This window comes from Pseudomonas sp. FR229a (genome assembly GCF_030209115.1).
Classification (GTDB): Bacteria; Pseudomonadota; Gammaproteobacteria; order Pseudomonadales; family Pseudomonadaceae; genus Aquipseudomonas; species Aquipseudomonas moraviensis_A.
The window spans coordinates 286,475-308,860 of the sequence record NZ_JARVSP010000025.1; the positions used below are offsets into that span (position 1 = coordinate 286,475).

At 60.6% G+C, this 22,386-nt stretch carries 26 protein-coding genes; 15 read left to right on the top strand and 11 right to left on the bottom strand.

Annotation, left to right across the window (positions count from 1 at the left end; translation table 11 throughout):
* Window positions 1–37 precede the first annotated feature (37 nt).
* The 3 genes from rnd to QRN33_RS21430 all read left to right on the top strand — a co-directional run bounded on the left by rnd (window position 38) and on the right by QRN33_RS21430 (window position 2,499).
* Window positions 38–1,171: a ribonuclease D gene (gene rnd / locus QRN33_RS21420; protein ID WP_064362548.1), complete on the top strand. Its 1,134-nt coding sequence runs from the start codon at window positions 38–40 to the stop codon at window positions 1,169–1,171.
* Window positions 1,168–1,461 carry a YcgL domain-containing protein gene (locus QRN33_RS21425; RefSeq protein WP_041478850.1) on the top strand — a complete coding sequence of 98 codons (294 nt, stop codon included), beginning with the start codon at window positions 1,168–1,170 and terminating at the stop codon, window positions 1,459–1,461. Before rnd ends, QRN33_RS21425 begins: the two co-directional genes overlap by 4 nt.
* A 105-nt stretch (window positions 1,462–1,566) precedes the next feature.
* Window positions 1,567–2,499 (top strand): D-2-hydroxyacid dehydrogenase, encoded by a 933-nt coding sequence (locus tag QRN33_RS21430; RefSeq protein ID WP_065617454.1) that lies wholly within the window; start codon window positions 1,567–1,569, stop codon window positions 2,497–2,499.
* A 125-nt stretch (window positions 2,500–2,624) separates the two neighbouring features.
* On the opposite strand, the gene QRN33_RS21435 is transcribed toward QRN33_RS21430, so the two are convergent.
* Complete coding sequence (locus QRN33_RS21435) at window positions 2,625–3,218, bottom strand: nitroreductase family protein (protein ID WP_042607428.1); 594 nt, start codon at window positions 3,216–3,218, stop codon at window positions 2,625–2,627.
* A 164-nt stretch (window positions 3,219–3,382) separates the two neighbouring features.
* Between QRN33_RS21435 and QRN33_RS21440 the strand changes: the two genes are divergently transcribed.
* Complete coding sequence (locus QRN33_RS21440) at window positions 3,383–3,832, top strand: YcgN family cysteine cluster protein (protein WP_016771232.1); 450 nt, start codon at window positions 3,383–3,385, stop codon at window positions 3,830–3,832.
* A gap of 118 nt (window positions 3,833–3,950) precedes the next feature.
* Here QRN33_RS21440 and QRN33_RS21445 read toward each other — a convergent pair whose 3' ends face one another.
* From QRN33_RS21445 to QRN33_RS21460, 4 genes are all read right to left on the bottom strand, one after another.
* Window positions 3,951–4,328, bottom strand: coding sequence for a YgaP family membrane protein (locus tag QRN33_RS21445; RefSeq protein WP_285409985.1), 378 nt, complete (start codon window positions 4,326–4,328; stop codon window positions 3,951–3,953).
* Between the two features lie 81 nt (window positions 4,329–4,409).
* A complete protein-coding gene (locus QRN33_RS21450; protein ID WP_007911337.1) occupies window positions 4,410–4,880 on the bottom strand; it encodes an RNA methyltransferase in 471 nt (156 codons plus the stop codon).
* Between the two features lie 130 nt (window positions 4,881–5,010).
* Complete coding sequence (locus QRN33_RS21455) at window positions 5,011–5,382, bottom strand: YajD family HNH nuclease (protein WP_003222612.1); 372 nt, start codon at window positions 5,380–5,382, stop codon at window positions 5,011–5,013.
* A 48-nt stretch (window positions 5,383–5,430) separates the two neighbouring features.
* Window positions 5,431–6,117: a spermidine synthase gene (locus tag QRN33_RS21460; RefSeq protein WP_042607430.1), complete on the bottom strand. Its 687-nt coding sequence runs from the start codon at window positions 6,115–6,117 to the stop codon at window positions 5,431–5,433.
* Between the two features lie 80 nt (window positions 6,118–6,197).
* Between QRN33_RS21460 and QRN33_RS21465 the strand changes: the two genes are divergently transcribed.
* Window positions 6,198–6,482, top strand: coding sequence for a hypothetical protein (locus QRN33_RS21465; RefSeq protein WP_042607431.1), 285 nt, complete (start codon window positions 6,198–6,200; stop codon window positions 6,480–6,482).
* Here QRN33_RS21465 and QRN33_RS21470 read toward each other — a convergent pair.
* Together QRN33_RS21470 and QRN33_RS21475 are read right to left on the bottom strand one after the other, a co-directional pair.
* A complete protein-coding gene (locus QRN33_RS21470; RefSeq protein WP_116659273.1) occupies window positions 6,479–6,952 on the bottom strand; it encodes a Crp/Fnr family transcriptional regulator in 474 nt (157 codons plus the stop codon). The two genes, QRN33_RS21465 and QRN33_RS21470, sit on opposite strands and share 4 nt — an antisense overlap.
* A gap of 191 nt (window positions 6,953–7,143) precedes the next feature.
* On the bottom strand, window positions 7,144–9,198 hold the full coding sequence (locus tag QRN33_RS21475) for a S9 family peptidase (protein WP_285409989.1): 2,055 nt from the start codon (window positions 9,196–9,198) through the stop codon (window positions 7,144–7,146).
* A gap of 225 nt (window positions 9,199–9,423) precedes the next feature.
* On the opposite strand from QRN33_RS21475, the gene QRN33_RS21480 reads away from it, so the two are divergent.
* From QRN33_RS21480 to QRN33_RS21490, 3 genes are read left to right on the top strand one after another with little or no spacing between them, the layout of a single operon-like run.
* Window positions 9,424–9,921, top strand: coding sequence for a hypothetical protein (locus tag QRN33_RS21480; RefSeq protein WP_064362536.1), 498 nt, complete (start codon window positions 9,424–9,426; stop codon window positions 9,919–9,921).
* A 15-nt stretch (window positions 9,922–9,936) separates the two neighbouring features.
* Window positions 9,937–10,713 (top strand): class II glutamine amidotransferase, encoded by a 777-nt coding sequence (locus QRN33_RS21485; protein WP_024012022.1) that lies wholly within the window; start codon window positions 9,937–9,939, stop codon window positions 10,711–10,713.
* 12 nt (window positions 10,714–10,725) lie between these two features.
* Window positions 10,726–11,268 carry a DUF2937 family protein gene (locus QRN33_RS21490; protein ID WP_042607436.1) on the top strand — a complete coding sequence of 181 codons (543 nt, stop codon included), beginning with the start codon at window positions 10,726–10,728 and terminating at the stop codon, window positions 11,266–11,268.
* Between the two features lie 145 nt (window positions 11,269–11,413).
* Here QRN33_RS21490 and QRN33_RS21495 read toward each other — a convergent pair whose 3' ends face one another.
* Window positions 11,414–12,328 carry a LysR family transcriptional regulator gene (locus tag QRN33_RS21495; protein WP_281922619.1) on the bottom strand — a complete coding sequence of 305 codons (915 nt, stop codon included), beginning with the start codon at window positions 12,326–12,328 and terminating at the stop codon, window positions 11,414–11,416.
* Between the two features lie 159 nt (window positions 12,329–12,487).
* Here QRN33_RS21495 and QRN33_RS21500 point away from each other — a divergent pair, with 159 nt between their 5' ends.
* From QRN33_RS21500 to QRN33_RS21515, 4 genes are all read left to right on the top strand, one after another.
* Window positions 12,488–13,774 carry an MFS transporter gene (locus QRN33_RS21500; RefSeq protein ID WP_258640765.1) on the top strand — a complete coding sequence of 429 codons (1,287 nt, stop codon included), beginning with the start codon at window positions 12,488–12,490 and terminating at the stop codon, window positions 13,772–13,774.
* Between the two features lie 62 nt (window positions 13,775–13,836).
* Window positions 13,837–14,589, top strand: a complete 753-nt coding sequence (locus QRN33_RS21505) for a 5-oxoprolinase subunit PxpA (RefSeq protein WP_285409994.1) — start codon at window positions 13,837–13,839, stop codon at window positions 14,587–14,589.
* Window positions 14,586–15,290 (top strand): 5-oxoprolinase subunit PxpB, encoded by a 705-nt coding sequence (gene pxpB, locus QRN33_RS21510; protein WP_285409996.1) that lies wholly within the window; start codon window positions 14,586–14,588, stop codon window positions 15,288–15,290. The genes QRN33_RS21505 and pxpB overlap by 4 nt, the downstream gene beginning before the upstream one ends.
* The gene (locus QRN33_RS21515; protein WP_285409998.1) at window positions 15,287–16,210 is read left to right on the top strand and encodes a 5-oxoprolinase subunit C family protein; all 924 of its coding nucleotides are present in this window, start codon (window positions 15,287–15,289) and stop codon (window positions 16,208–16,210) included. Before pxpB ends, QRN33_RS21515 begins: the two co-directional genes overlap by 4 nt.
* 88 nt (window positions 16,211–16,298) lie before the next feature.
* Here the strand turns inward: QRN33_RS21515 and QRN33_RS21520 are convergent, their stop codons facing one another.
* The gene (locus QRN33_RS21520; protein ID WP_007956512.1) at window positions 16,299–17,477 is read right to left on the bottom strand and encodes a vWA domain-containing protein; all 1,179 of its coding nucleotides are present in this window, start codon (window positions 17,475–17,477) and stop codon (window positions 16,299–16,301) included.
* 12 nt (window positions 17,478–17,489) lie between these two features.
* Complete coding sequence (locus tag QRN33_RS21525) at window positions 17,490–18,335, bottom strand: AAA family ATPase (protein WP_285410000.1); 846 nt, start codon at window positions 18,333–18,335, stop codon at window positions 17,490–17,492.
* 225 nt (window positions 18,336–18,560) lie between these two features.
* Here QRN33_RS21525 and QRN33_RS21530 point away from each other — a divergent pair, with 225 nt between their 5' ends.
* On the top strand, window positions 18,561–19,058 hold the full coding sequence (locus tag QRN33_RS21530) for a helix-turn-helix domain-containing protein (RefSeq protein ID WP_285410002.1): 498 nt from the start codon (window positions 18,561–18,563) through the stop codon (window positions 19,056–19,058).
* Here QRN33_RS21530 and QRN33_RS21535 read toward each other — a convergent pair.
* A complete protein-coding gene (locus tag QRN33_RS21535) occupies window positions 19,055–20,131 on the bottom strand; it encodes a DUF748 domain-containing protein (protein WP_285410004.1) in 1,077 nt (358 codons plus the stop codon). The genes QRN33_RS21530 and QRN33_RS21535 overlap by 4 nt on opposite strands.
* Before the next feature lie 141 nt (window positions 20,132–20,272).
* Here QRN33_RS21535 and cysK point away from each other — a divergent pair, with 141 nt between their 5' ends.
* The gene (gene cysK, locus QRN33_RS21540) at window positions 20,273–21,247 is read left to right on the top strand and encodes a cysteine synthase A (protein WP_064362519.1); all 975 of its coding nucleotides are present in this window, start codon (window positions 20,273–20,275) and stop codon (window positions 21,245–21,247) included.
* A 184-nt stretch (window positions 21,248–21,431) separates the two neighbouring features.
* A complete protein-coding gene (locus QRN33_RS21545) occupies window positions 21,432–22,370 on the top strand; it encodes an aspartyl/asparaginyl beta-hydroxylase domain-containing protein (RefSeq protein WP_039760974.1) in 939 nt (312 codons plus the stop codon).
* The last annotated feature ends 16 nt before the right edge of the window (window positions 22,371–22,386 follow it).

The following is a 22,386-nucleotide window of genomic DNA, read 5'->3' on the forward strand; positions in this document are numbered from 1 at the left end:
GATATATACTGCGCGCCATTCTTCAAGGGAGAGCCGTGTGGCTATCGATATTCACTGGATTCGCGACAACGAAAGCCTCGCGCAGTTTTGCGCCGAGTGGCAGCAACTGCCGTTCGTTGCCCTCGACACCGAATTCATGCGGGTCGACACCTTCTACCCGATTGCCGGCCTGTTGCAGATCGGCGACGGCAAACGCGCCTACCTGATCGATCCGCTGACCATCAACGCCTGGCAACCGCTGGCCGCGTTGCTGGAAAACCCGGCGGTCCTCAAAGTCCTGCACGCCTGCAGCGAAGACCTCGAAGTGCTGTTGCGCCTGACCGGCAGCCTGCCGGCGCCGCTGTTCGACACGCAACTGGCCGCCGCTTACCTGAACCTCGGTTTTTCCATGGGCTACTCGCGATTGGTGCAGGAAGTGCTCGGCATCGACCTGCCCAAGGGTGAAACCCGCTCCGACTGGTTGCAGCGTCCGTTATCGGAAACCCAGATCAGCTATGCCGCCGAAGACGCCGTGCATCTGGCCGAGGTGTTCGTCGAGTTGCGGCCCAAGCTGTCCGACGACAAGTTCGCCTGGGTACTGGAAGATGGCGCCGAACTGGTCGCCAACCTGCGCCGCGAAACCGATCCTTACGAGGTCTATCGCGAGGCGAAACTGGCGTGGAAGCTGTCCCGCGCGCAACTGGCCGTGCTGCGTGAGCTGTGCGCCTGGCGCGAAAAAGAAGCCCGCGCCCGTGACTTGCCGCGTAACCGCATTGTTCGTGAACACTCGCTGTGGCCCTTGGCCCGCACGCAGCCGGATAACCTCGCGGCGCTGGGCAAGATCGAAGACATGCACCCGCGTACCGTGCGTCAGGACGGCCAGTTTCTGCTTGATCTGATCAAGCGCTCTGGCAGTGTGGGCCCTGATCAATGGCCACCGGCAGTGCCGGAGCCGTTGCCGATCGAAGCTGCTGCGTTGATCAAGCAACTGCGCGCGCTGGGTCAGGCCGAGGCCGAACGCCTCGGGATCGCCCCGGAACTGATGCTGCGCAAGAAAACCCTCGAAGCCCTGGTCAAAAGCGGCTTCCCCGAGGGGCCTTACCAATTGCCCGATTCGCTGCGTGGCTGGCGCCGCGAATTGCTCGGTCAGAAGCTGCTCGACAGCCTGTCCACCGCCGGAGAACAGCCTTGAAACGTATTTGCTCCATCTACCAAAGCTCCAAGCGCAGCGGCATGTATCTCTATGTGCTCAAGAGCGATGCGCTCGAGCGCGTGCCGGAAGCGCTGATGACGGCTTTCGGCAAAGCGAAGCATTCCTTCGATCTGGTGTTGTCGCCCGAGCGCAAGCTGGCCAGCGAAGACATCACCGTGGTCCTGGAAAACCTCGACAAGCAGGGCTATCACCTGCAAATGCCACCGGCCGAGGACGAGTACATCGAGCACTTGCCCGAAGAGTTGCTGCGACGCAACGACCCGGTCTGACCCGCGAGGCCCTGTCCTGGGCCTCGGTTAACCCTGGAACTGTTTTTACCGCGATGGCCGGCCCGATCCCGGCGGCCGTCTGCACGGTTTGCGAAAGGTTTGAAGATGCGCGTTCTGATTGCCGAACACGACCACGCGATATACGCCCGACTGCTGCGTCAGGCACTGCCCGAGCTTGAAGTCCTGACCAGCGGCGACTCCGCCGAACTGGCGCGTCAGGCCGCCGATTGCCCGGTCTGGCTGGGCCAGCCGGACCTGCTGGCGACCCTGCTGCGCCAGGGCCATCAACCGCAATGGCTGCAATCGACCTGGGCCGGTATCACGCCGCTCCTCGCCGACGGCTTGCGCCGCGATTATCGCCTGACCCGTGCGGTGGGGATTTTCGGTCAGGTCATGGCCGAATACGTGCTGACCTACATTCTCGGCCATGAGCGCGAAGTGCTCGCGCGGCTGGTCAGCCAGGTCGAGCGCAAGTGGGACAACCGCAGCGGCCAGAGTCTGGTCGGGCGCAAGGTGCTGATCGTCGGCACCGGTGACATCGGCCAGAGTGTCGCGCAATTTCTCCTGCCATTCGGCGTCGAGTTGTACGGCATCGCCAGCAGCGCCCGCGCACAGGCGCCGTTCGTCGAAGTCGGCGCGCTGGCCGATCTTCCGCGTCTGGTGGGCGAGGTGGATTACGTGGTCAACCTGCTGCCGAACACCGAACACACCCACGATATCTACGACGCGGCGCTGTTCAAGCAATTCAAGCCGACCGGGTTGTTCATCAACGCCGGGCGCGGTGTCGCGGTGGTCGATGCCGATCTGGTCGAGGCCTTGAAGGAAGGGCACCTGGCCGGTGCGGTGATTGACGTCTGCCGTCAGGAGCCATTGCCGCAACGCCATCCATTCTGGACCGCGTGGGGCTTGCTGCTGACCGGGCACAGCTCGGCACCAACGTCGCCGGCGCTGATGGTGGATTTGTTTGTGCAGAACCTGAAGGCGTATGAGGCGGGTGAGGCGTTGCGTGGGGAAGTGGATTTCACCCGCGGTTACTGATTCTGCGCGGTACCCCTTGTAGGAGTGAGCCTGCTCGCGATAACGGTGTGTCAGTCAACATTGATGTCGACTGACACGGCGTCATCGCGAGCAGGCTCACTCCTACAGTGGTTTTATGGCGTGGCTTATAAAGTGAAATCGCCTTCGGCCACCAGTTCGCTCAGCGGACGACGCGGGCTCGGCGTTTCGCGGGCTTGCAGGTACTCGGCCAGGGTTGCCTTGTCACCGAGCTTGCCCACCGCCACCGCCGCATGCAGGGCATATTCCTCAGGAATGTTCAGTTCCTTGCGGGTCAATTCCTGATCGAAACCGGCCATGCCGTGGGTGTGCCAGCCGCTGAGGCTCGCCTGCAGCGCCAGATGGCCCCACGCCGAGCCGGTATCGAACGTGCTCCAAAGCGCCGGGGTTTCCTCGGTAGCGCCCGGTGCCACGAAAGTTGTCTTCGAAATCACGATCACCAGCGCTGAAGCATGCTGCGCCCAGCTGCGGTTGAATTCGTTGAGCAGGCCCAGATAACGCTGCCAGTTCTGCGTATCGCGGCGTGCATAGAGAAAACGCCAAGGTTGCGAGTTGTACGCCGACGGCGCCCAGCGCGCGGCTTCGAAGAAGCTCAGCAAGGTCTCTTCAGGGATCGCTTCGCCGTTAAAAGCGCGGGGCGACCAGCGCTCGGTGAACTGCGGGTGAATGGCGTAATCGGCAACGCGAGGGTTGGCACTCATGCACGGATTCCTTGCAACGGATGGGGAGAAGTTCGCTGCAAAACCCTACTGGGCGGCGCTGGGGCTGACAAGCGGATTTACCGACAGTCGCCGGCGCTTGGCCACCGCGCCCGCTGGCACTAGACTGGCGGCCTTTTCACCACCTTGATGTTGATGCTTGAACCATGGCCGCCATTGTCGAACCGTTCTGGAAACGCAAAACCCTCGATCAACTCGATCACGAGGAATGGGAATCGCTGTGCGACGGCTGCGGTCTGTGCTGCCTGCAAAAACTCGAGGATGAAGAAGACAACAGCGTCTATTACACGCGCATCGCCTGCAAACTGCTGGATCTGAAGACCTGTCAGTGCAGCGATTATCCGAACCGGATCAAGTTTGTCCCTGACTGCATCCAGCTCACCCCGGGGCAGGCGGAAGAGTTCAAGTGGCTGCCGCCGACCTGCGGTTATCGTCTGGTCAGCGAGGGCAAGGATCTGCCGTTATGGCATCACCTGGTGTGCGGTGATCGCGATGCAGTGCACCACGAGCGAATTTCCCAATCCGGACGCATGCTCGCCGAAGGCAGCGTGCCGGAGGATGACTGGGAAGATCACCTGATTTTTCGCGCGGGCTGATGGTGAAGGGATTCGAAACCGCTATCGCGAGCAGGCTCACTCCTACAGGTGAACGCGTTTCAATTGTAGGAGTGAGCCTGCTCGCGATGGCGTAATTCGCCTCAACGCATTATTTGGATCAAACGCCGGCTTTCGGCGAGGGCAGCGAATCATTGCCGGTAACGGTCGCCGTTTCCGTGGCAACTTCGGCGTTGGTCTTCAGCTTGCTCAGTTCTTCTCCGGCGCGTTCGATCTTCGTCCGTACGTTGTTCATGTCCTGACGACCTTTCTCCAACAGGCTTTTCGCCGAGCAATGGCCGGTGATGCCGCGGGCCACGGCCATGCCGCCGAGCGCCACTTGAATCAGGCCGAACACGCCGCCACGGCGCAGGCCCTTGCCGACCATCAGCACGCCGCCGGTCAACGAGCCGACGCGTTCCCAGCCGTGCACGTTCTTGTGCGAAGGCGACTGGAACGGGGTGGATTCGATGCGTTCTACGCGTTTGAGCTCGCTCATGATCTATCTCCAGGCAGGGTGCGATTGATAGATAAGCTGACTGCCGGGGCGGTCAGCTTGTTCCATCGAATGTGCGACGCTTCAGCGGAATTTCGGCCCGGAGCGGGTGTTCAGGCCTTTGGCCATGCGGTCGTAAAGCACGACGTTGACCGTAGCGGCGAGGTTCATGCAGCCGGTGGTCGGGATGTACACGACGTCTTCGCACCAGTCGCGAATCTCTTTATCCAGCGAACCGTCTTCCGGACCGAAGATGTACAGCGCGCGGTCGGGGTGGGTGTATTCCGGCAATGGGCGGGCGCCTTCCACCAGTTCCACAGCGACGGGCACGCAGTTGAGCGGGAGGATTTTTTTCAGGTCGTCGATGCCGATCAGCGGGATGTCGTAGTGCACGCGCTTGGTGTCGGTGACGAAATCGGCGGCGCGTTCATAACGCTTGCCGGTGTAGAACACCGAGGCCACGCCATAACAGCCTGCGGCGCGCATCACCGAACCGACGTTCTCCGGTGATTTGGGGTTATACAAACCAATGCAGCTGTACCGTTTGTCTGCCACGAGCGGGGTGCCTTCGGGAAAAAGAGGGCGATTATACGGGGATAAGATCAAAAGATCGCAGCCTTCGGCAGCTCCTACAGTCTAATGGCGTACACCGTGTAGGAGCTGCCGAAGGCTGCGATCTTTGCTTTTAATCTTCTTTTTTCATCAGGCCAGCGAGGGCCGCAAACGGGTTATGCGTGGCCTTGGCGATTTTCGGTGTGCTCAGCGAGCCGTCGCCGAAATACTGCTGGTCGGTGTAACGCGAATGCTCGTTGTCGTGGCAATACAGGCACAACAGCTCCCAGTTCGAGCCGTCCTGCGGGTTGTTGTCGTGATTGTGGTCGCGGTGGTGCACGGTCAGCTCGCTCAGGCGCTTGCCGGAAAACTCGCGGGCGCAGCGGCCGCAGACGTGCGGGTACATCTTCAGGGCTTTGTCGCGGTAGCCCATTTCCTTGTCGCGCTGGTTGTCGGCGAGGATGCGGTCCAGCTTCGACGTGTTGGTGGGGGTGGACGAACTCATGGGTTCACCTTTGTAAAAGACTGATGACGGTTATGCGCAGAGTTTAGCTCAGCCCTTGAGCTTCTCGGCAATCCAGATCGTGTGGCGGGTGCCTTTGTTGCCATGGGCGAAGACCTGGACTTCTTCGGCCTTGAAACCGGCCTTCTTCAATTTGTCGGAAAACTGCCGATCAGCGCTGGCCGACCACACCGCCAGCACGCCTTTGGGGCGCAGGGCCTTGGCGCAGGCATTCAGACCAGCGGCCGAGTACAACCAACTGTTGGCTTTCTGGGTCAGGCCTTCAGGGCCGTTGTCGACATCGAGCATGATCGCGTCGAACCCGTTCGGCTCGCTTTGCAGCACCTTGGCCACGTCTTCCATGCGGATCACCGTGCGCGGATCGAGCAATGGTCGGCCGGACTTTTCTCCGAGCGGGCCGCGATTCCACTCGACCACGCCGGGCACCAGCTCAGCGACCACCACTTCGGCGGCCTTGCCCAAATGCTTGAGTGCCGAGGCGAGGGTGAAGCCCATGCCCAGGCCACCGATCAGCACGCGTGAATTCGGCCGGCCGGCGACTTTGCGGCAGGGAATCTCGGCCAATGCGTCTTCGGAACCGTGCATGCGCGTGTTCATCAATTGCCCGCCGTCGCCGCCCTGGATCTTGATGACGAAGTCCTCGCCATACTCGAACAGGCACAGGGCACCGCCGTTTTCGGGGATCGGGGTGGTGTCGAGCAGAACGAAACGTTTCATGGAAATCTCTAAAGGGGGGAAGGCAAGCAGGCGCGTTGGGAGTAGCCTGAGCACAGACTAAAGGCCAAACGGAGCCCTTGATGAAGCGCACCATTCTAACGGTCATTACCCTGGCCGCGCTCGCGATTACTGCGGCCCAGGCCCAGCAGAGCATTCCGGTCAGTCCGACGCCGCAACCCGGCTCGCCCGGCACCGCGACGCCGACGCCGTATCCGCAGATCACCCCGATTACCCTGCCCAAGTCGGGCGCCGGCAGTGGCAGCCCGCCGCTGGTGCCGATCGAAATGCCCAGCCCGCCGAGCAAGGATCAACCGGTGCCGGGTATCGAGCCGAACGGCAACAAGGCTAAATCCCCCGGCGGTTAAACCTGTTGCGCGGCGAGTTGGCCGTCGGCCATGCGCAGGCGTTTGGACAGCGAGACGGCGAGGGCGCGGATGATCTTTGCGGCGATTTTCGGTGCGTCGTTGAGCATTTTTTCCAGCGAGTCCTTGCCTAGGTTCAGCAACTGACAGTTGCTTGCCGCGATGCACGTGGCCGAACGCCGTTCGCCATCGAGCACGGCCATTTCACCGAAGGCACGGCCGCTGCGCAGGGTGGCCATGGTGATGACCTGACCGTCGACGGCGGTTTTCTGCACGGCGACCTGGCCGGTGTGGATGATGCACATGAAACTGCCGGCATCGCCCTCGCGAAAAATCGCTTCGCCTTCAGCCACGGTGCTGATGCTGAAGTAGCCGGAAGCTGCCGCGAAGTCGGCCAGCTGCAATTGATCGAACAGGCCACAGTCCATCAGCCAGTCGCGGATTTCGTTGTTCAGGAAGGTCGGTTCGGACATGTCGATGCGGTCTTTTTGTTTTCACATTTTCCGGGTATCACACGTTCCTTGTGTAGGAGCTGCCGAAGGCTGCGATCTTTTGATCTTGCTGTTAAAAAATCAAAAGATCGCAGCCTTCGGCAGCTCCTACACAGGGGAATCGGTGGAGGCGTTGGGTCTGCTGTTAAGACCCAGGCCACCCGCAGAGTTCCTCAGGCAATCTGCAAAACCTTGAACACAAACGCATATTCGAGTGCTACGTCACGTAATCCCTGATAGCGCCCGCTCATGCCGCCATGCCCGGCGCCCAGTTCGGTCTTGAGCAGCAGCGGGTTGTCGTCGGTCTTGGTCGCGCGCAATTTCGCTACCCACTTGGCTGCTTCCCAATATTGCACACGGCTGTCGTTGTAGCCGGCGATTACCAGCAGTGGTGGATAAGCCTGCGCGGTGACGTTTTCGTACGGCGCATAAGCCTTGATCCGATCATAGACGTCCGGTTCTTCCGGGTTGCCCCATTCGTCGTATTCGGTGACGGTCAGCGGCAGTTCTGGGTCGAGCATGGTGTTGAGTACGTCGACGAACGGCACTTCGGCAATCGCCACGCCGAACAGGTCCGGACGCTGGTTAAGCACCGCGCCGATCAACAGGCCACCGGCGCTGCCACCGCTGATCGCCAGTTTGTCCGCCGTGGTGATGCCGTTGAGCACCAGAAACTCAGCGCAGGCGATGAAGTCGCTGAAGGTGTTGGGTTTGTGTTCCTGCTTGCCGGCGCGATACCAGGCTTCGCCCAGCTCGCCGCCGCCGCGTACGTGGGCGATGGCGAAGGCCATGCCGCGATCGAGCAGGCTCAGGCGCGCGTGGGAAAACCACGGATCGAGGCTGGAGCCGTATGCACCGTAACCGTACAGATACAGCGGCACGGGTTTGCCGACCATCTCGCGCTTCATCACCAGACTGATCGGCACCTGCGTGCCGTCCGGGGCGGTGGCCCACAGGCGCTGACTGACATAGGCGTCGGCATCGAACGGGCCGAGCACCGGGGTTTCTTTGAGCACCGTTTGCTCGCCCGTGGCGAGAATCAACTGGCGCACCTGGGCCGGGCGATTCAACGCTTCGTAGCGCAAACGAATGCGATCGCTCTCGAACTCCAGGCTGTTTTGCACATGGAGGCTGTAGGCCGCATCGGGCAGTTGCACGCGATATGAAGCTTGGCCCTGCGGATGAACTTCGATGATCGGCAGACCCCCTTCACGCAGGCTCAAGGTCACCGCCTCGGTGTTGAGGCTGACGCCGTCGAGCATCACTTCATCGCTGTGCGGGATCAGGTTCTGCCAGTCGGCCTCGCTCGGCGGTACGCCGGTATCCGCAGCCTGATACAGGGCGAAGTTGATGCCGTCGCGGTTGGTGCGGATGAACCACGTCCAGACGCCATCGAGCAGGCCGTGGTCGACGTCGTATTCGTGATCTTCGACCCGGGGCGCCAGACAGGCGAACGGCAGGTGCGGCTGATTGGCGTCCAGCGCCCAGACTTCGCTGGTGGTCTTGCTGCCCAGCGACAGCAGCAATTGCTGCTCGGAGCTGGCGCGGTAGCAATGCAGGAAGAAACGCCCGTCCGGCTCGTGAAAAACCTCTTCGGCGGCGGTGCCATCGAGTCGATAGCGGAACAGTTTGTGCGGGCGATGGGTGTCGTCGAGCACGCCGAAGAACAGGGTCAGACTGTCGTTGGCCCAGGTCATGCTGCCGTCGCAGTCTGCGAATTCGAGTTCGCTGACCTTGTCGTTGGACAGTTCCTTGACGAACAGCGTGTAGATCTCATCGCCCGAGGCATCGACGCTGTAAGCCAGGCGCTGGTGATCGGGGCTGATGCTGAAAGCACCGAGCGAGAAGAAGCCGCCATTGGCCAGCGCATTCGGATCGAGCAGTAGCTGTTCGCGGCTTTCGTCGAGCGTCAGGCTGTCGTCCGCCGGACGCGGGCAGCGGTAGTGCCGGGCGTATTCGTCACCGGCGGTGGTGCGCGTGTAATACAGATACGGGCCCCAGGGCGAGGGCAGGGACAGGTCGGTTTCCAGAATCCGGCCCTTGATCTCGTTGAACAGGCTTTCGCGCAGTTCGGCCTGATCAGCGGTTTGCGCTTCCTGATAAGCGTTTTCGGCCTTGAGGTAGTCGAGCACCGCGTCGGTATCGCGCTCCTGCAGCCAGGCATACGGGTCGGCGCCGGGCGCCCGGTGGGCAATCGGGGCTGGGATGACATTGGCGGATTGGGGCATGGAAGGCTCTCGGACAGATATACAAATAGGGTTTTTCGCAGCTTTTGAAACTGCCGCAATCCCTGTAGGAGTGAGCCTGCTCGCGATAGCGGTGTGTCATTCAAAATAACTTTGACTGATCAATTGCTATCGCGAGCAGGCTCACTCCTACAGGGGATGTGTCTATTGGGACAAGCCGCATGGGCGAAAAGTCGTTACTATAAGCGCCTCTTTGCCTGCCTTGCCATGGACACCATGACCGAGAACGACTATCTGATCGCCTGGGGCCTTTACGCCTTTGCCGCCGTAGGCTGCCTGCTGGTATGGATGCGCCTGACCACCTGGATGTGGCGCTGGCTGCGCGAGCCGCTGCGTGTGCTGATGGCGGTGTTGCTGTTCAGCCCGACCATCGTCGATCCAGTGAAAGCCAAGGTTGCGCCGGCCATCGCCATCACCGCGCTGGACACGCTGTTCAAGGTCGGCAACAACGCCTGGCGCGCGGTTTCCGATCTGTTCATGTACGGCATGATCGCCTTCGGGATTTATCTGGTTTTCGTCTTGATCCGTATGCCGATCGAGCGTGCTTCGACAGCCCGACGCGAACGCGCCGAGGCCGCCAAGGCTGCGGCCCGTGCCGAAGAACGCGAAGATGATCAGCCGTTCGGCGGCGCCGGTGACGACCGCTACGGTCGCCCGCCCGTGCCGAACAATCCGCAGCGCATGCGGGTCGAGCCGCGTCTGTAACCCGAGAGTCCGCACATGTGTGAATTACTGGGCATGAGTGCCAACGTGCCGACCGACATCGTGTTCAGCTTTACCGGCCTGATGCAGCGCGGCGGCCGCACCGGCCCGCACCGCGACGGCTGGGGCATTGCTTTCTATGAGGGCCGGGGCTTGCGGCTGTTCCAGGACCCGGCGGCGAGCAGCGAGTCGGAAGTCGCCAATCTGGTGCAGCGTTATCCGATCAAGAGCGAAGTGGTCATCGGCCATATTCGCCAGGCCAACGTCGGCAAGGTCTGCCTGTCCAACACCCACCCGTTCGTCCGCGAACTGTGGGGGCGCAACTGGTGTTTCGCGCACAACGGGCAGCTCGCCGACTTCACCCCGATCAAGAGTTTCTACCGCCCGGTCGGCGATACCGACAGCGAAGCGGCGTTCTGCGATTTGCTCAACCGTGTGCGCGCAGCCTTTCCGGAACCGGTGGATATCGAAGTGCTGCTGCCGGATCTGGTCGCCGCCTGCGCCGAATACCGCAGCAAAGGCGTGTTCAATTGCCTGCTCAGCGACGGCGACTGGCTGTTCTGTTATTGCTCGACCAAACTGGCCCAGATCACCCGGCGCGCACCGTTCGGCCCCGCACGGCTCAAGGATGTCGACGTGATTGTCGACTTCCAGGCCGAAACCACGCCCAACGACGTGGTCACGGTGATCGCCACCGAGCCTTTGACCGAAAACGAAACCTGGACCCGCTACGAACCGGGCCAATGGAGCCTGTGGCGACGCGGCGAATGCGTCAGCCAGGGCAAGACCGAATAAGGATTTGCACCCATGTTGCTCAGTTATGTACGGCTGGTGTTGTTTGCGGCGGGCCTGTTGATCGGTGTCCAGGTGCCGGGGTTCATCAACGATTATGCCCAGCGGGTCGAAGCGCATCTGATCGAAGCGCAGACCGGCCTGCGCGGCTTTCAGGGCACCGCCGATCAGTTTTTCAAGGGCGACATGCAGGCGCTGGTCGCGCATTACCGGGCGAGCGAAGACCCGATTTTTCGCAGCGATGCCGACAGCCTGAACACCTTGCTCACTCGCCAGGTCGCGCTGGATAAACAATTCCAGGCGATGCAAGGCCCGTGGTACGTGCGCTTCCTGCAAGTGGTGCTGGCCGCCGATCCGGACATTCGCAAGGAAACCTGGAATGGCTACAGCTATCAGATCCTGCTGACGCCAGAGGCAATGATCTGGGGCATGAGCGGGGCGTTGCTGCTGTCGTTCGGCATCGAATGCCTGTTCCGCCTGATCGATTGGGTAGTACTCGGCGGCCGCCGTCTGCGCCAGAGCCGGCCGATCGAAGATCGCGACGTGCGCGGCCTTTGAGATCGCTCATTTCCCCTGTGGCGAGGGAGCTTGCTCCCGCTGGAGTGCGAAGCGCTCCCGTCCATTTATTCTGAACGAGCGCAGGTAACGATTTTACGACTGCTGCGCAGCCGAGCGGGAGCAAGCTCCCTCGCCACAAATGTGCTCAGTCAGTGAGGGTGATGCAGTCCTTGCCCACCTTTTGCGCATACCCCGCCAAGACCTGCTGACACAACGTCACTATCTCCTCGACCCACTCAACCCCGACCCGCCACGACACCACCACCGGCAGATTCGCCGGCCGCTGCGCGATGTCGAGCAGGGTCAGTTCGCCGCGTGCCAGTTCCTCGGCCACCAGCACCGGTGGCAGCGCGCCGATACCGAAGCCGTCACGCAACAACCGGGTGATCGCTGACACCGAGTTCACGCAATTCAAGCGTGGCGCCATGACGCCGTTGGCCTGCATCAGCGCGACGATATCCTGATGCGGTCGTGAGTTTTTCGAGTAAGTGACGATCCGCTCCTGCGCCAGTTCGGCGAGGTCGGCGTAGTCGCGGTTGTAGATCGAATTGCTCGCGACGATCCAGCCCAACGGATGGCTGGCCAACTCCAGGCTACGCACGCTTTCGTGACGGACCAGATCGGTTTGCAGAACCAGATCGAGGAAGCCTTTTTGCAGCTGATCGCAGAGATTCAGCGCCGTATCCGCGACCAGCTCGATTTCCACTCGCGGGTACAGATCGGTCATCTGCGCCACCAGCGGGCTCAGCCAGGTATGGATCACTGTGTCCATCACGCCGATCCGCACCCGCCCGACCTTGCTCGAACGAGTCTCGATCGACTGTCTCAGCGCCGCCATGGTGTCGAGCATCTGTTCGGCATAATCGAGCACCTTCAGACCTTCCGGGGTCAGGCTGACGCCGCGTGAGTCGCGTAGAAACAGCTTCACTCCCAGTTCGCCTTCGAGCACTGCGATGCGGCTGGAAATCGACGCCTGAGTGGTGAAGAGCTTGTCGGCGGTCAGGCGAAAACTCTTCAGGCGCGCGACCCAGACAAAGGTCTCGAGAAACTTCAGGTTCATGGGCAAGGCTCGGCTGACAAATTTTTCTTATGCCTAAGGCGGGTTTTTATTCGTTGGACGGCGCGGGGCAGGGCGACGAAAAATCGGCGCATCCGGTTCCCACGATAGGCGTCGTCGGAGCTTCGAACAAGACCAATAAAAGCCCTGCGGAGATTTGCCATGAGTGCTCCTGACACCCTCCCTTTATCCAAGCCTGCGGCGCGGCCCGGGCCGTTCGACTGGTATCGCAACATCAACCAGCAGGAGCGCCGCACGTTCTGGAGCTGCAAGATCGGTTACGGTCTGGATGGCATGGACACGCAGATGCTCAGCTTCGTCGTGCCGACGCTGATCGCGATGTGGGGCATTACCACTGGCGAAGCGGGGCTGATTCACACCAGCACCCTGATCGCGTCGGCGATCGGCGGCTGGGTCGCCGGGATTCTCTCCGACCGCATCGGCCGCGTGCGCACCCTGCAACTGACGGTGCTGTGGTTCGCCTTCTTCACTTTTCTTTGCGGTTTCGCGCAAAACTATGAACAACTGTTGATCGCCCGCACCCTGATGGGCTTTGGTTTCGGTGGTGAGTGGACCGCCGGTGCAGTACTGATCGGCGAGGTGATCCGCGCCCAGGATCGCGGCAAAGCGGTGGGCATGGTGCAATCCGGTTGGGCGCTGGGCTGGGGGCTGACGGCGATTCTGTATGCGCTGCTGTTCTCGGTGTTGCCACCGGAAGATGCCTGGCGTGCGCTGTTCATCCTCGGCATCGTGCCGGCGATATTCGTGATTTTTGTCCGACGCCTGGTGAAAGATCCGGAAATCTATCGCGAAGCCAAAGCCGCGCAATCCCCGGAGAACCCGGCGAAGTTCTACGAGATTTTTGCTCCGGGCATGCTCTTCACCACGTTTCGCGCGTCGTTGCTGACCACCGGTGCGCTGGGCGGTTATTACGCAATCACCTCCTGGCTGCCGACCTTCCTCAAGAACGAACGCGGTTTGAGCGTGCTTGGCACCGGTGGTTATCTGGCGATGGTGATCGTCGGTTCCTACGTCGGTTACGTGATCAGCGCTTATCTGACCGATCTGCTCGGGCGGAAAAAGAATTTCATTTTGTTCGCGGTCGGCTCGTTCACCATCGTTCTGCTGTACACGCAGATGCCGGTCAGCAACGGCGTGATGCTGTGGCTGGGGTTTCCGCTGGGCTTCTTTGCCTCGGGGATTTTCAGCGGCATGGGTGCGTTTCTCACTGAATTGTTCCCCACGCGGATTCGCGGCTCGGGCCAGGGTTTCTGCTACAACATCGGCCGCGCGCTGGCGGCGTTGTTCCCGCTGCTGATCGGCCTGCTCAGCCAGAAAGTGCCATTGAGCATGGGCATCGGTGCCTTCGCGGCGGTGTCCTACGGCGTGGTGATTATTGCGGCGTTGAGCCTGCCGGAAACCCGCGGCAAACAACTCGACGCGCAGTAACTGATAACCTGCTGGGCAGTGTCCTACAGATAAAAAGACGAGCAGCTACAGGAGTGTTCACCGTGAGCCGCCTGCTATTGAATTGCGACATTGGCGAGAGCTTCGGCAGCTGGACCATGGGTCTGGACGCCGAGGTCATGCCCTTCATCGATTGCGCCAACGTTGCCTGCGGTTTCCATGCCGGCGACCCGAGCATCATGCGCAAGACCGTGGCGCTGGCCCTTGAGCACGGCGTACAGATTGGCGCGCATCCGGCCTATCAGGATCTGGTCGGATTCGGCCGGCGCTCCATGGCCTATTCCGCGCAGGAGCTGCAAGACATCCTGCATTACCAGATCGGTGCGCTCGATGGCATCTGCAAGGCGCAGGGCGGGCGGGTCAGCTACGTCAAACCCCACGGCGCGATGTACAACGACATGATGGCCAACTCGGCGCAACTGCGTGCGGTAGTGCAGGCCGTGGCCGCGTATGACCGCAATCTTCCGCTGATGCTCATGGCGACCCGCGACAACGCTGCGGCGCAGCAAGTCGGCGATGAATATGGCGTGACGCTGTGGTTCGAAGCCTTCGCCGATCGCGCCTACGACAGTGCGGGCAAACTGGTCTCACGGCAGTTGCCGGGCGCGGTGCATCACGATCCCGAGAAAATCATCGAGCAAGCGCTGACCATCGCCCATGGCGGCGAGCTCACCGCTAGCGACGGCAGCGCCTTGATCCTGCGCGCCAACACCTTGTGCGTACACGGCGACAACGCCAGCTCCGTGGTCGCCGTGCAGCGCATTCGCCAAGCCTTACAGCAGTCGAGTGCGTCATGAATCCACGGATTGAAGTGGTGGCGCTCGATTGCCTGATGCTGCGTCTGTTCGATGAAATCGCCGAAGCCAACATGCCGTGGATGCTCGCCGCCACCGAGCGTTTGCGCACGGCGTTTGGCGCCCAACTGATCGATCTGGTGCCGTCCTATACGACGTTGATGGTGCATTACGATCTGACGCTGCTGAGTCCGTCTCAGGCGCGCGAATTGATCGCCGAAGCGCTGGTCGACCTGTCGCCGAATGCGCGAAGCGCTGGGCAGTGTCACGTCTTGCCGGTCTGGTACGACCTCAGTGTCGGCCCGGAACTGAGCCTGCTGGCTGACCGTAGCGGGCTCGCGGTGGAGGAGGTGATCCGTCGGCACAGCGCACGGGAGTATCAGGTATTCGCCCTTGGTTTTGCGCCGGGCTTTGCCTTCATGGGCCTGGTCGAAGAGATTCTCGCCGCGCCGCGCTTGAGCACACCGCGCAAAAAAGTCGCCGCCGGCAGCGTGGGTATCGCCGAGCGGCAGACCGCGGCTTATCCGGTCGTTTCACCCGGCGGCTGGAACCTGATCGGCCGCACCCCGGCGAAACTGTTCGATCGCCATCGCGACGGCTACAGCCTGATGCAGCCCGGTGACACGGTACGCTTCGAAGCGGTCGATCACGCCGAATTCATTCGTCTGGGCGGTGACGACACAGCACTGGAGGCGCTGGCATGAGTCGACTGACGATCGAAGCCAGCACACCGCTGTGCCTGTTGCAGGATGCCGGGCGCTTCGGTGTGCGACACCTGGGCGTTACCCAGGGCGGCGCGGCGGATTGGTGTTCCATGAGCTGGGCCAATTGGCTGCTTGGCAATGAGCTGGATGCTGCGGTGGTTGAAATCACCCTCGGCGGGTTTGCCGTGGTGGCTGAAGAGGATTGCCTGCTGGCGCTGGCCGGAGCGGATCTCGGCGCGCAGATCGATGGACAGGCGCTGGCGCCGTGGCGCGGTTTCACGTTGCACAAAGGTCAGAGGTTGCAGTTCACCCAACCCTTGCTTGGCGCCCGGGCTTATCTGGCGGCTCCCGGCGGTTTTGCCGCGCCGTCCGTGTTGGCCAGTTGCGCGACGGTCGTGCGCGAAGAGCTCGGAGGGCTTGATGGTCTGGGCGTGCCGCTGACAAAAGGAGCGATCCTGAGTTATCACGGCGAACCCCGGCCGGTGCGTGACGTACCACAGACGCAGCAACCGGACCTGCGCTCGGTTAAACCGCTGGATCTGGTGATTGGTGCACAGATCGGCCAGTTCAGCGGGCAAAGTCTGTTTGATGTCTTCAACAGCACCTGGACAATCGACAGCCGCGCCGACCGCATGGGCATCCGCCTGCTGGGCGCGACATTGCACTATCAGGGCGCGGCGATGATTTCCGAAGGGATTCCCTTGGGCGCGGTGCAAGTGCCACCGGACGGGCAGCCGATTGTGTTGCTCAATGATCGCCAGACCATCGGCGGGTATCCGCGCCTGGGCGCGTTGACGCCGCTGGCACTGGCGCGGCTGGCGCAGTGCTTGCCGGGAGCGAAGGTGAGATTGCGGCCGGTGGTGCAGGACGTCGCGCACCGCGAGCATGTCGAGTATTTGCAGCGCTTTAAAGATCGCTAAAAGCTTCGCGAGCAGGCTCGCTCCCACAGGTAAAAGCATTCCAATGTGGGAGCGAGCCTGCTCGCGAAGGCGTTCGTCGGGTTAACGATTATTTGGAAAGAAACCGCATCCCTTCCTCAAGCCCGCGCAACGTCAGCGGATACATCTGATCCTCGATCAGGTCGCGGACAATGTTGGTCGACGAGGTATAGCCCCACGTGTCCTTCGGATACGGGTTGATCCAGATGAGTTTCTTGTATTTCTCCATGAAGCGCTGCATCCACACGTAGCCCGGCTCTTCGTTCCAGTGCTCGACACTGCCGCCAGCCTGGGTGATTTCATAAGGCGCCATGGCGGCGTCGCCGATGAAGATCACTTTGTAGTCGGCACCGTACTTGTGCAGCAGATCCTGGGTCGAGGTGCGCTCGGAAGTGCGGCGCATGTTGTTCTTCCACACTGATTCATAAATGAAGTTGTGGAAGTAGAAGTACTCCAGATGCTTGAACTCGGTCTTGCAGGCCGAAAACAATTCCTCGCAGATCTTCACGTGCGCATCCATTGAGCCGCCGATATCGAACAACAGCAACAGCTTCACCGTGTTGCGCCGTTCCGGGCGCATCTGGATATTCAGCAGGCCGGCATCCTTGGCGGTGTGGTCGATGGTGCCATCGATGTCCAGCTCTTCCGCCGCGCCCTGTCGAGCGAACTTGCGCAGACGACGCAAGGCGACCTTGATATTGCGGGTGCCCAGTTCCACTGAATCATCGAGGTTCTTGTACTCGCGCTGATCCCAGACCTTGACTGCCTTGCCCTGACGCTTGCCGGCATCGCCAACCCGGATGCCCTCCGGGTTGAAACCGCCGGAGCCGAACGGGCTGGTGCCGCCGGTGCCGATCCATTTGTTGCCGCCGGCGTGACGTTCCTTCTGTTCTTCCAGACGCTTCTTGAACTCCTCGATGAGCTTGTCCAGCCCGCCCAGGGACTGGATCTGCGCGCGTTCTTCATCAGTCAGCGAGCGCTCGAACTCCTTGCGCAGCCAGTCTTCGGGAATCAGCGCCTGCAAGTGGTCGTCGAGTTTTTCGAGGCCATTGAAGTAAGCGCCGAACGCACGGTCGAACTTGTCGAAATGACGTTCGTCCTTCACCAGAATCGCCCGCGACAAATAATAGAACTCGTCCATGTCGGCGAAGGTCACGCGCTGTTTCAGCGCGTTGATCAGGTCGAGCAGCTCACGCACCGACACCGGCACCTTGGCTGCACGCATCTCATTGAACAGGTTGAGCAGCATGGCAGCAGCCTCTTAGTGGGTGCCGCGACGGCTCATGAACGCCAGGCGCTCAAGCAGTTGCACGTCCTGTTCGTTCTTCACCAGTGCGCCTGCCAGCGGCGGAATGGCTTTGGTCGGATCGCGCTCGCGCAGCACCGCTTCGCCGATGTTGTCGGCCATCAGCAGTTTCAGCCAGTCGACCAGTTCCGACGTCGATGGCTTCTTCTTCAGACCCGGTACCTTGCGCACGTCAAAGAACACGTCGAGCGCTTCGCTGACCAGATCCTTCTTGATGTCCGGGTAATGCACGTCGACGATTTTCTGCAGGGTAGTGCGGTCGGGGAAAGCGATGTAGTGGAAGAAGCAGCGGCGCAGGAAGGCGTCCGGAAGCTCTTTCTCGTTGTTGGAGGTAATGATGATGATCGGGCGCTTCTTGGCCTTGATGGTCTCGTCGATCTCGTAAACGTAGAACTCCATCTTGTCGAGTTCTTGCAGCAAGTCATTGGGGAACTCGATGTCAGCCTTGTCGATTTCGTCGATCAGCAGAATCACCCGCTCCTCGGACTCGAACGCTTCCCAGAGCTTGCCTTTCTTCAGGTAATTGCGCACGTCGTGGACTTTTTCATTGCCCAACTGCGAGTCGCGCAAACGGCTCACCGCGTCGTACTCGTAAAGACCCTGATGGGCCTTGGTGGTGGACTTGATGTGCCAGGTGATCAGCTTGGCACCGAACGACTCGGCCAGTTGCTCGGCGAGCATGGTCTTGCCGGTGCCCGGCTCGCCCTTGACCAGCAGCGGCCGCTCCAGGGTGATGGCGGCATTGACCGCCAGCTTCAGGTCATCGGTGGCGACGTAGGCCTGGGTGCCTTCGAACTTCATCTGCAAATCCTCGAAAGGTAACGCCGACCTTGCGGGCAGGGCGGGGGCGAATAATCGGATGCCCCGACTATAACGCGCACGCCGGTCGACTGTGAACGCAGACGGCTTATTCAGTCTCTGAATGGGGCGTCACATGTTGACTCAGTCTCGGCGGATGGCCAGTATTCCGGTATCGCCGATTGGCGATAGCCTTTCTTACTTGGTTAGTAAAAAGGCAGAAAATCGATGTTACCCATGAAACGGCCGCGTCTGCGATCTGCGCACGTCCTGTCGGATTTCAGGTTGGCGCTGACATTTATCAATGGTCAGGAACTGACAGTTGATTTGGGGATGGATATCCATGCTTATCCAGGTCTGCGGCCACTGCTTGATCCCGAAGTGTTCGCGACTGCCGTAGTCAGTGACGATGGCTGGATCGTCGAATGGCTAGAGCCCGACATACAGATTGGCGCAGACACCTTGTACATGGATGCGCTGGCGCAAAATGCCCAAGACGAGAACACGCGCATTTTTATCGACTGGCGCGCCCGTACGGGACTTTCGCTCAGTGAGGCGGCCGAGGCGCTGGGTGTGAGCGCTCGGAGCATCAGCCGTTACAGCAATGGGCGAGAGGCAGTGCCACGTTCTTTGGCATTGGCCTGTCTGGGCTGGGATTCGCTGCAACAGCGCTCATCGATCGCGGCCGAAGACACTGGTAGATATGTCGTCAACCGCAAAACTTAACCCTCATCCGGCTCGGGCCTTTCATACCGCGCATTGAATGCCTGAATAAATCCATTGCGCAAAATCTGCAAAAACGCCTCGAACGCGTTGACATTCTGCTGGTGCACATTGCCACTGAGTTGGACCCGGGTGGCGAACTGGTTTTTGTTCTGGTTTTTCAGAACGGTCTCGGTGCCGCCGACCAGCGCTTCCCAGACCGAGCGGAACAGGCCTTTGTTCTTGTTTTCGACGTCTTGCTGCCAGTTGAATACATCGACGTCGCGTAGCAGGGGTTTGATGTAGCCGGTGAGTCGGGCTTTCTCTGCCTTGGCTTCGATGACCACATCGCCGTGGCCGGCGTTGAAGTCGAACTTGCCATAGGCCGAGGCGAAGTCGTTCATTCGTTTGAGCTCGATGTCGCGGGCACGCAGGCGGAATTCGAAGTCTTCGAAGTTGCTCAACGGATCGAAGGTGGCGGTGGTTTCCAGTGGCGCGTGGCCCAGCAGCAGCGCCTTGCCTTCGAAGCGGGCGTCGCGCTTGCCTTCCTTGTCGACCACGTTGGTCAGGTTGTAGATGCTGGCGTTGACGTTGCTGGCATTCATGTTCACCGGCGGCTTGGAATTGAAGTTGCGGAAAGTGATACGGCCGTCGTTGATCTGCACTTCATCGAGGGTGATCGGCAGCAGCTTGCCCAGTTGCTCGCGCCAGTCGGTGCCCTGACCGGTCTGCGAGTTCTGCTTGTTGGGGCCGCCGTCGACAAAGTTGATTTCGGGATTGAGGAATTGCACCTGCGCAACCACGGCATGGTCGTACCATAGCGAATGCCAGCTCACCGAGAGGTCGATCAACGGCGCATCGACGAACGGCACCGGCACCTTGCCGTCGACCTTGACGATTTTCAGACCGTTGATTTTGTACGCACCTCGCCACAGTGCGAGGTCGACATCGGTGATCTGGCCACGGTAATCACCCATGTCCGCGAGCTTGTCATTGAGGTAGTCGCGTACCAGATAGGGTAGGGCGAAGTGCAGAGCGACCAGCAGCACCACGACACCCGCCAGGGTCCAGAGCGGCCAGCTGTAACGACGTTTCATGCCATTGTTCCTTCAAGAGTGTGCCTTGACGATTCAAAGCGATTGACTGCGTGCGTTCGCAGACGTTCGCCCCGACTGGACTGTGATCGGTAACAGGCTTACCTTGAAAGGCTGAATTCAACGCTGCATAAGGACCCAGCCATGAGCCGTATCTACGCTGACAACGCCCACTCCATCGGCAATACGCCGCTGGTCCAGATCAACCGCATCGCGCCGCGCGGGGTCACGATCCTGGCCAAGATCGAAGGGCGCAACCCCGGTTACTCGGTCAAGTGCCGGATCGGTGCCAACATGATCTGGGACGCCGAAAGCAGCGGCAAACTCAAACCGGGCATGACCATTGTCGAGCCCACCTCCGGTAACACCGGCATCGGCCTGGCCTTCGTCGCTGCTGCGCGTGGCTACAAACTGATGCTGACCATGCCGGCGTCGATGAGCATCGAGCGCCGCAAGGTCCTGAAGGCCCTGGGGGCGGAACTGGTGTTGACCGAGCCGGCCAAGGGCATGAAGGGCGCCATCGAGAAAGCCGCGGAAATCGTCGCCAGTGATGCCGACAAATATTTCATGCCGGCGCAATTCGATAACCCGGCCAACCCGGCGATTCACGAAAAGACCACCGGTCCGGAAATCTGGAATGACACCGATGGGGCCGTCGACGTGCTGGTGGCTGGCGTCGGCACCGGCGGAACCATCACCGGCGTCTCGCGGTATATCAAGAACACCGCCGGCAAACCGATTCTGTCGGTGGCTGTGGAGCCTGCATCTTCGCCGGTCATCACCCAGGCGCTGGCCGGTGACGAGATCAAGCCTAGCCCGCACAAGATTCAGGGCATTGGCGCCGGTTTTGTGCCGAAGAACCTGGATCTGTCGATGGTCGATCGTGTCGAGCAGGTGACTGACGAAGAATCCAAGGCCATGGCTTTGCGCCTGATGCAGGAAGAGGGGATTCTGTGTGGTATTTCCTGCGGTGCCGCCATGGCGGTGGCAGTGCGTCTGGCGGAAACCCCGGAGATGCAGGGCAAAACCATCGTCGTGGTGCTGCCGGATTCGGGTGAGCGTTATCTGTCGAGCATGTTGTTCAGTGACCTGTTCACCGAGCAGGAGAACCAGCAGTAATCCTGTTGATTCAGGTCAGCCGGGGTTCAGGCGCTGCATGTTAATAAAGGCTTTGTTGCGCGATGCATAACACTGAATCTTGTATCAGGCGGGTTTTTCCCGGAGCCGGTAGTGTTTATCATGGCCGGCTGCCATGCCGGGAAAAGGGCATTGCGCAGCGTTGTCTTTATTCAAGGAGTCGTTGATGACCGTTTCGTTTGCCGCCAAGGCGTTTGTGCTGTTGCTGTTTCTGGGCAGCACGCTCTATGTGCATTTGCGCGGCAAGGCGCGTTTGCCGGTATTGCGCCAGTTCGTCAACCACTCGGCGCTGTTCGCCCCGTACAACGCTTTGATGTACCTGTTCTCCGCAGTGCCGTCCAGACCGTATCTGGATCGCAGCAAGTTTCCGGAACTGGATGTGCTGCGCGATAACTGGGAAACCATCCGCGACGAAGCCATGCATCTGTTTGACGAGGGCTATATTCGCGCCGCCGAAAAGAACAACGACGCCGGTTTTGGCTCGTTCTTCAAGAAGGGCTGGAAGCGCTTCTATCTGAAGTGGTACGACAAACCGCTGCCATCGGCCGAAGCCCTGTGCCCGAAAACCGTGGCACTGGTCAGTGCCATTCCCAACGTCAAGGGCGCGATGTTCGCGCTGCTGCCGGGCGGCAGTCACCTCAATCCGCATCGTGACCCGTTTGCCGGCTCCCTGCGTTATCACCTGGGTCTGTCGACACCCAACTCTGACGATTGCCGGATCTTCGTCGACGGTCAGGTTTACGCCTGGCGCGACGGCGATGACGTGATGTTCGACGAGACCTACGTGCACTGGGTCAAGAATGAAACCGATCAGACTCGCGTCATTCTGTTCTGCGACATCGAACGCCCACTGAGCAATCGCCTGATGACCCGCATCAATCGCTTCATCAGCGGCTGGCTCGGCCGCGCCACTGCGCCGCAGAACCTTGACGATGAACGCGTCGGCGGCATCAACCAGGCTTATGCCTGGAGCAAGAACTTCAGCGACCGTTTCAGCGGCGTGGTCAAACAGTGGAAACGCCGGCATCCCAAGGCCTACCGCGTCATGCGCCCGGTGCTGGCGGTGCTGGTGCTGACGTTGTTGGGGTATTGGCTGTTTGGTTGAGGCTGGATCAGGCAAT

What these genes read in the sequence shown, in the direction of transcription:
- QRN33_RS21430 (WP_065617454.1), top strand. Translation starts at nt 1,567, where the DNA reads ATGCGCGTTCTGATTGCCGAACACGACCACGCGATATACGCCCGACTG.
- QRN33_RS21435 (WP_042607428.1), bottom strand. Translation starts at nt 3,218, where the DNA reads ATGAGTGCCAACCCTCGCGTTGCCGATTACGCCATTCACCCGCAGTTC.
- QRN33_RS21440 (WP_016771232.1), top strand. Translation starts at nt 3,383, where the DNA reads ATGGCCGCCATTGTCGAACCGTTCTGGAAACGCAAAACCCTCGATCAA.
- QRN33_RS21445 (WP_285409985.1), bottom strand. Translation starts at nt 4,328, where the DNA reads ATGAGCGAGCTCAAACGCGTAGAACGCATCGAATCCACCCCGTTCCAG.
- QRN33_RS21455 (WP_003222612.1), bottom strand. Translation starts at nt 5,382, where the DNA reads ATGAGTTCGTCCACCCCCACCAACACGTCGAAGCTGGACCGCATCCTC.
- QRN33_RS21460 (WP_042607430.1), bottom strand. Translation starts at nt 6,117, where the DNA reads ATGAAACGTTTCGTTCTGCTCGACACCACCCCGATCCCCGAAAACGGC.
- QRN33_RS21465 (WP_042607431.1), top strand. Translation starts at nt 6,198, where the DNA reads ATGAAGCGCACCATTCTAACGGTCATTACCCTGGCCGCGCTCGCGATT.
- QRN33_RS21470 (WP_116659273.1), bottom strand. Translation starts at nt 6,952, where the DNA reads ATGTCCGAACCGACCTTCCTGAACAACGAAATCCGCGACTGGCTGATG.
- QRN33_RS21475 (WP_285409989.1), bottom strand. Translation starts at nt 9,198, where the DNA reads ATGCCCCAATCCGCCAATGTCATCCCAGCCCCGATTGCCCACCGGGCG.
- QRN33_RS21480 (WP_064362536.1), top strand. Translation starts at nt 9,424, where the DNA reads ATGGACACCATGACCGAGAACGACTATCTGATCGCCTGGGGCCTTTAC.
- QRN33_RS21485 (WP_024012022.1), top strand. Translation starts at nt 9,937, where the DNA reads ATGTGTGAATTACTGGGCATGAGTGCCAACGTGCCGACCGACATCGTG.
- QRN33_RS21490 (WP_042607436.1), top strand. Translation starts at nt 10,726, where the DNA reads ATGTTGCTCAGTTATGTACGGCTGGTGTTGTTTGCGGCGGGCCTGTTG.
- QRN33_RS21495 (WP_281922619.1), bottom strand. Translation starts at nt 12,328, where the DNA reads ATGAACCTGAAGTTTCTCGAGACCTTTGTCTGGGTCGCGCGCCTGAAG.
- QRN33_RS21500 (WP_258640765.1), top strand. Translation starts at nt 12,488, where the DNA reads ATGAGTGCTCCTGACACCCTCCCTTTATCCAAGCCTGCGGCGCGGCCC.
- pxpB (WP_285409996.1), top strand. Translation starts at nt 14,586, where the DNA reads ATGAATCCACGGATTGAAGTGGTGGCGCTCGATTGCCTGATGCTGCGT.
- QRN33_RS21515 (WP_285409998.1), top strand. Translation starts at nt 15,287, where the DNA reads ATGAGTCGACTGACGATCGAAGCCAGCACACCGCTGTGCCTGTTGCAG.
- QRN33_RS21520 (WP_007956512.1), bottom strand. Translation starts at nt 17,477, where the DNA reads ATGCTGCTCAACCTGTTCAATGAGATGCGTGCAGCCAAGGTGCCGGTG.
- QRN33_RS21525 (WP_285410000.1), bottom strand. Translation starts at nt 18,335, where the DNA reads ATGAAGTTCGAAGGCACCCAGGCCTACGTCGCCACCGATGACCTGAAG.
- QRN33_RS21530 (WP_285410002.1), top strand. Translation starts at nt 18,561, where the DNA reads ATGTTACCCATGAAACGGCCGCGTCTGCGATCTGCGCACGTCCTGTCG.
- QRN33_RS21535 (WP_285410004.1), bottom strand. Translation starts at nt 20,131, where the DNA reads ATGAAACGTCGTTACAGCTGGCCGCTCTGGACCCTGGCGGGTGTCGTG.
- cysK (WP_064362519.1), top strand. Translation starts at nt 20,273, where the DNA reads ATGAGCCGTATCTACGCTGACAACGCCCACTCCATCGGCAATACGCCG.
- QRN33_RS21545 (WP_039760974.1), top strand. Translation starts at nt 21,432, where the DNA reads ATGACCGTTTCGTTTGCCGCCAAGGCGTTTGTGCTGTTGCTGTTTCTG.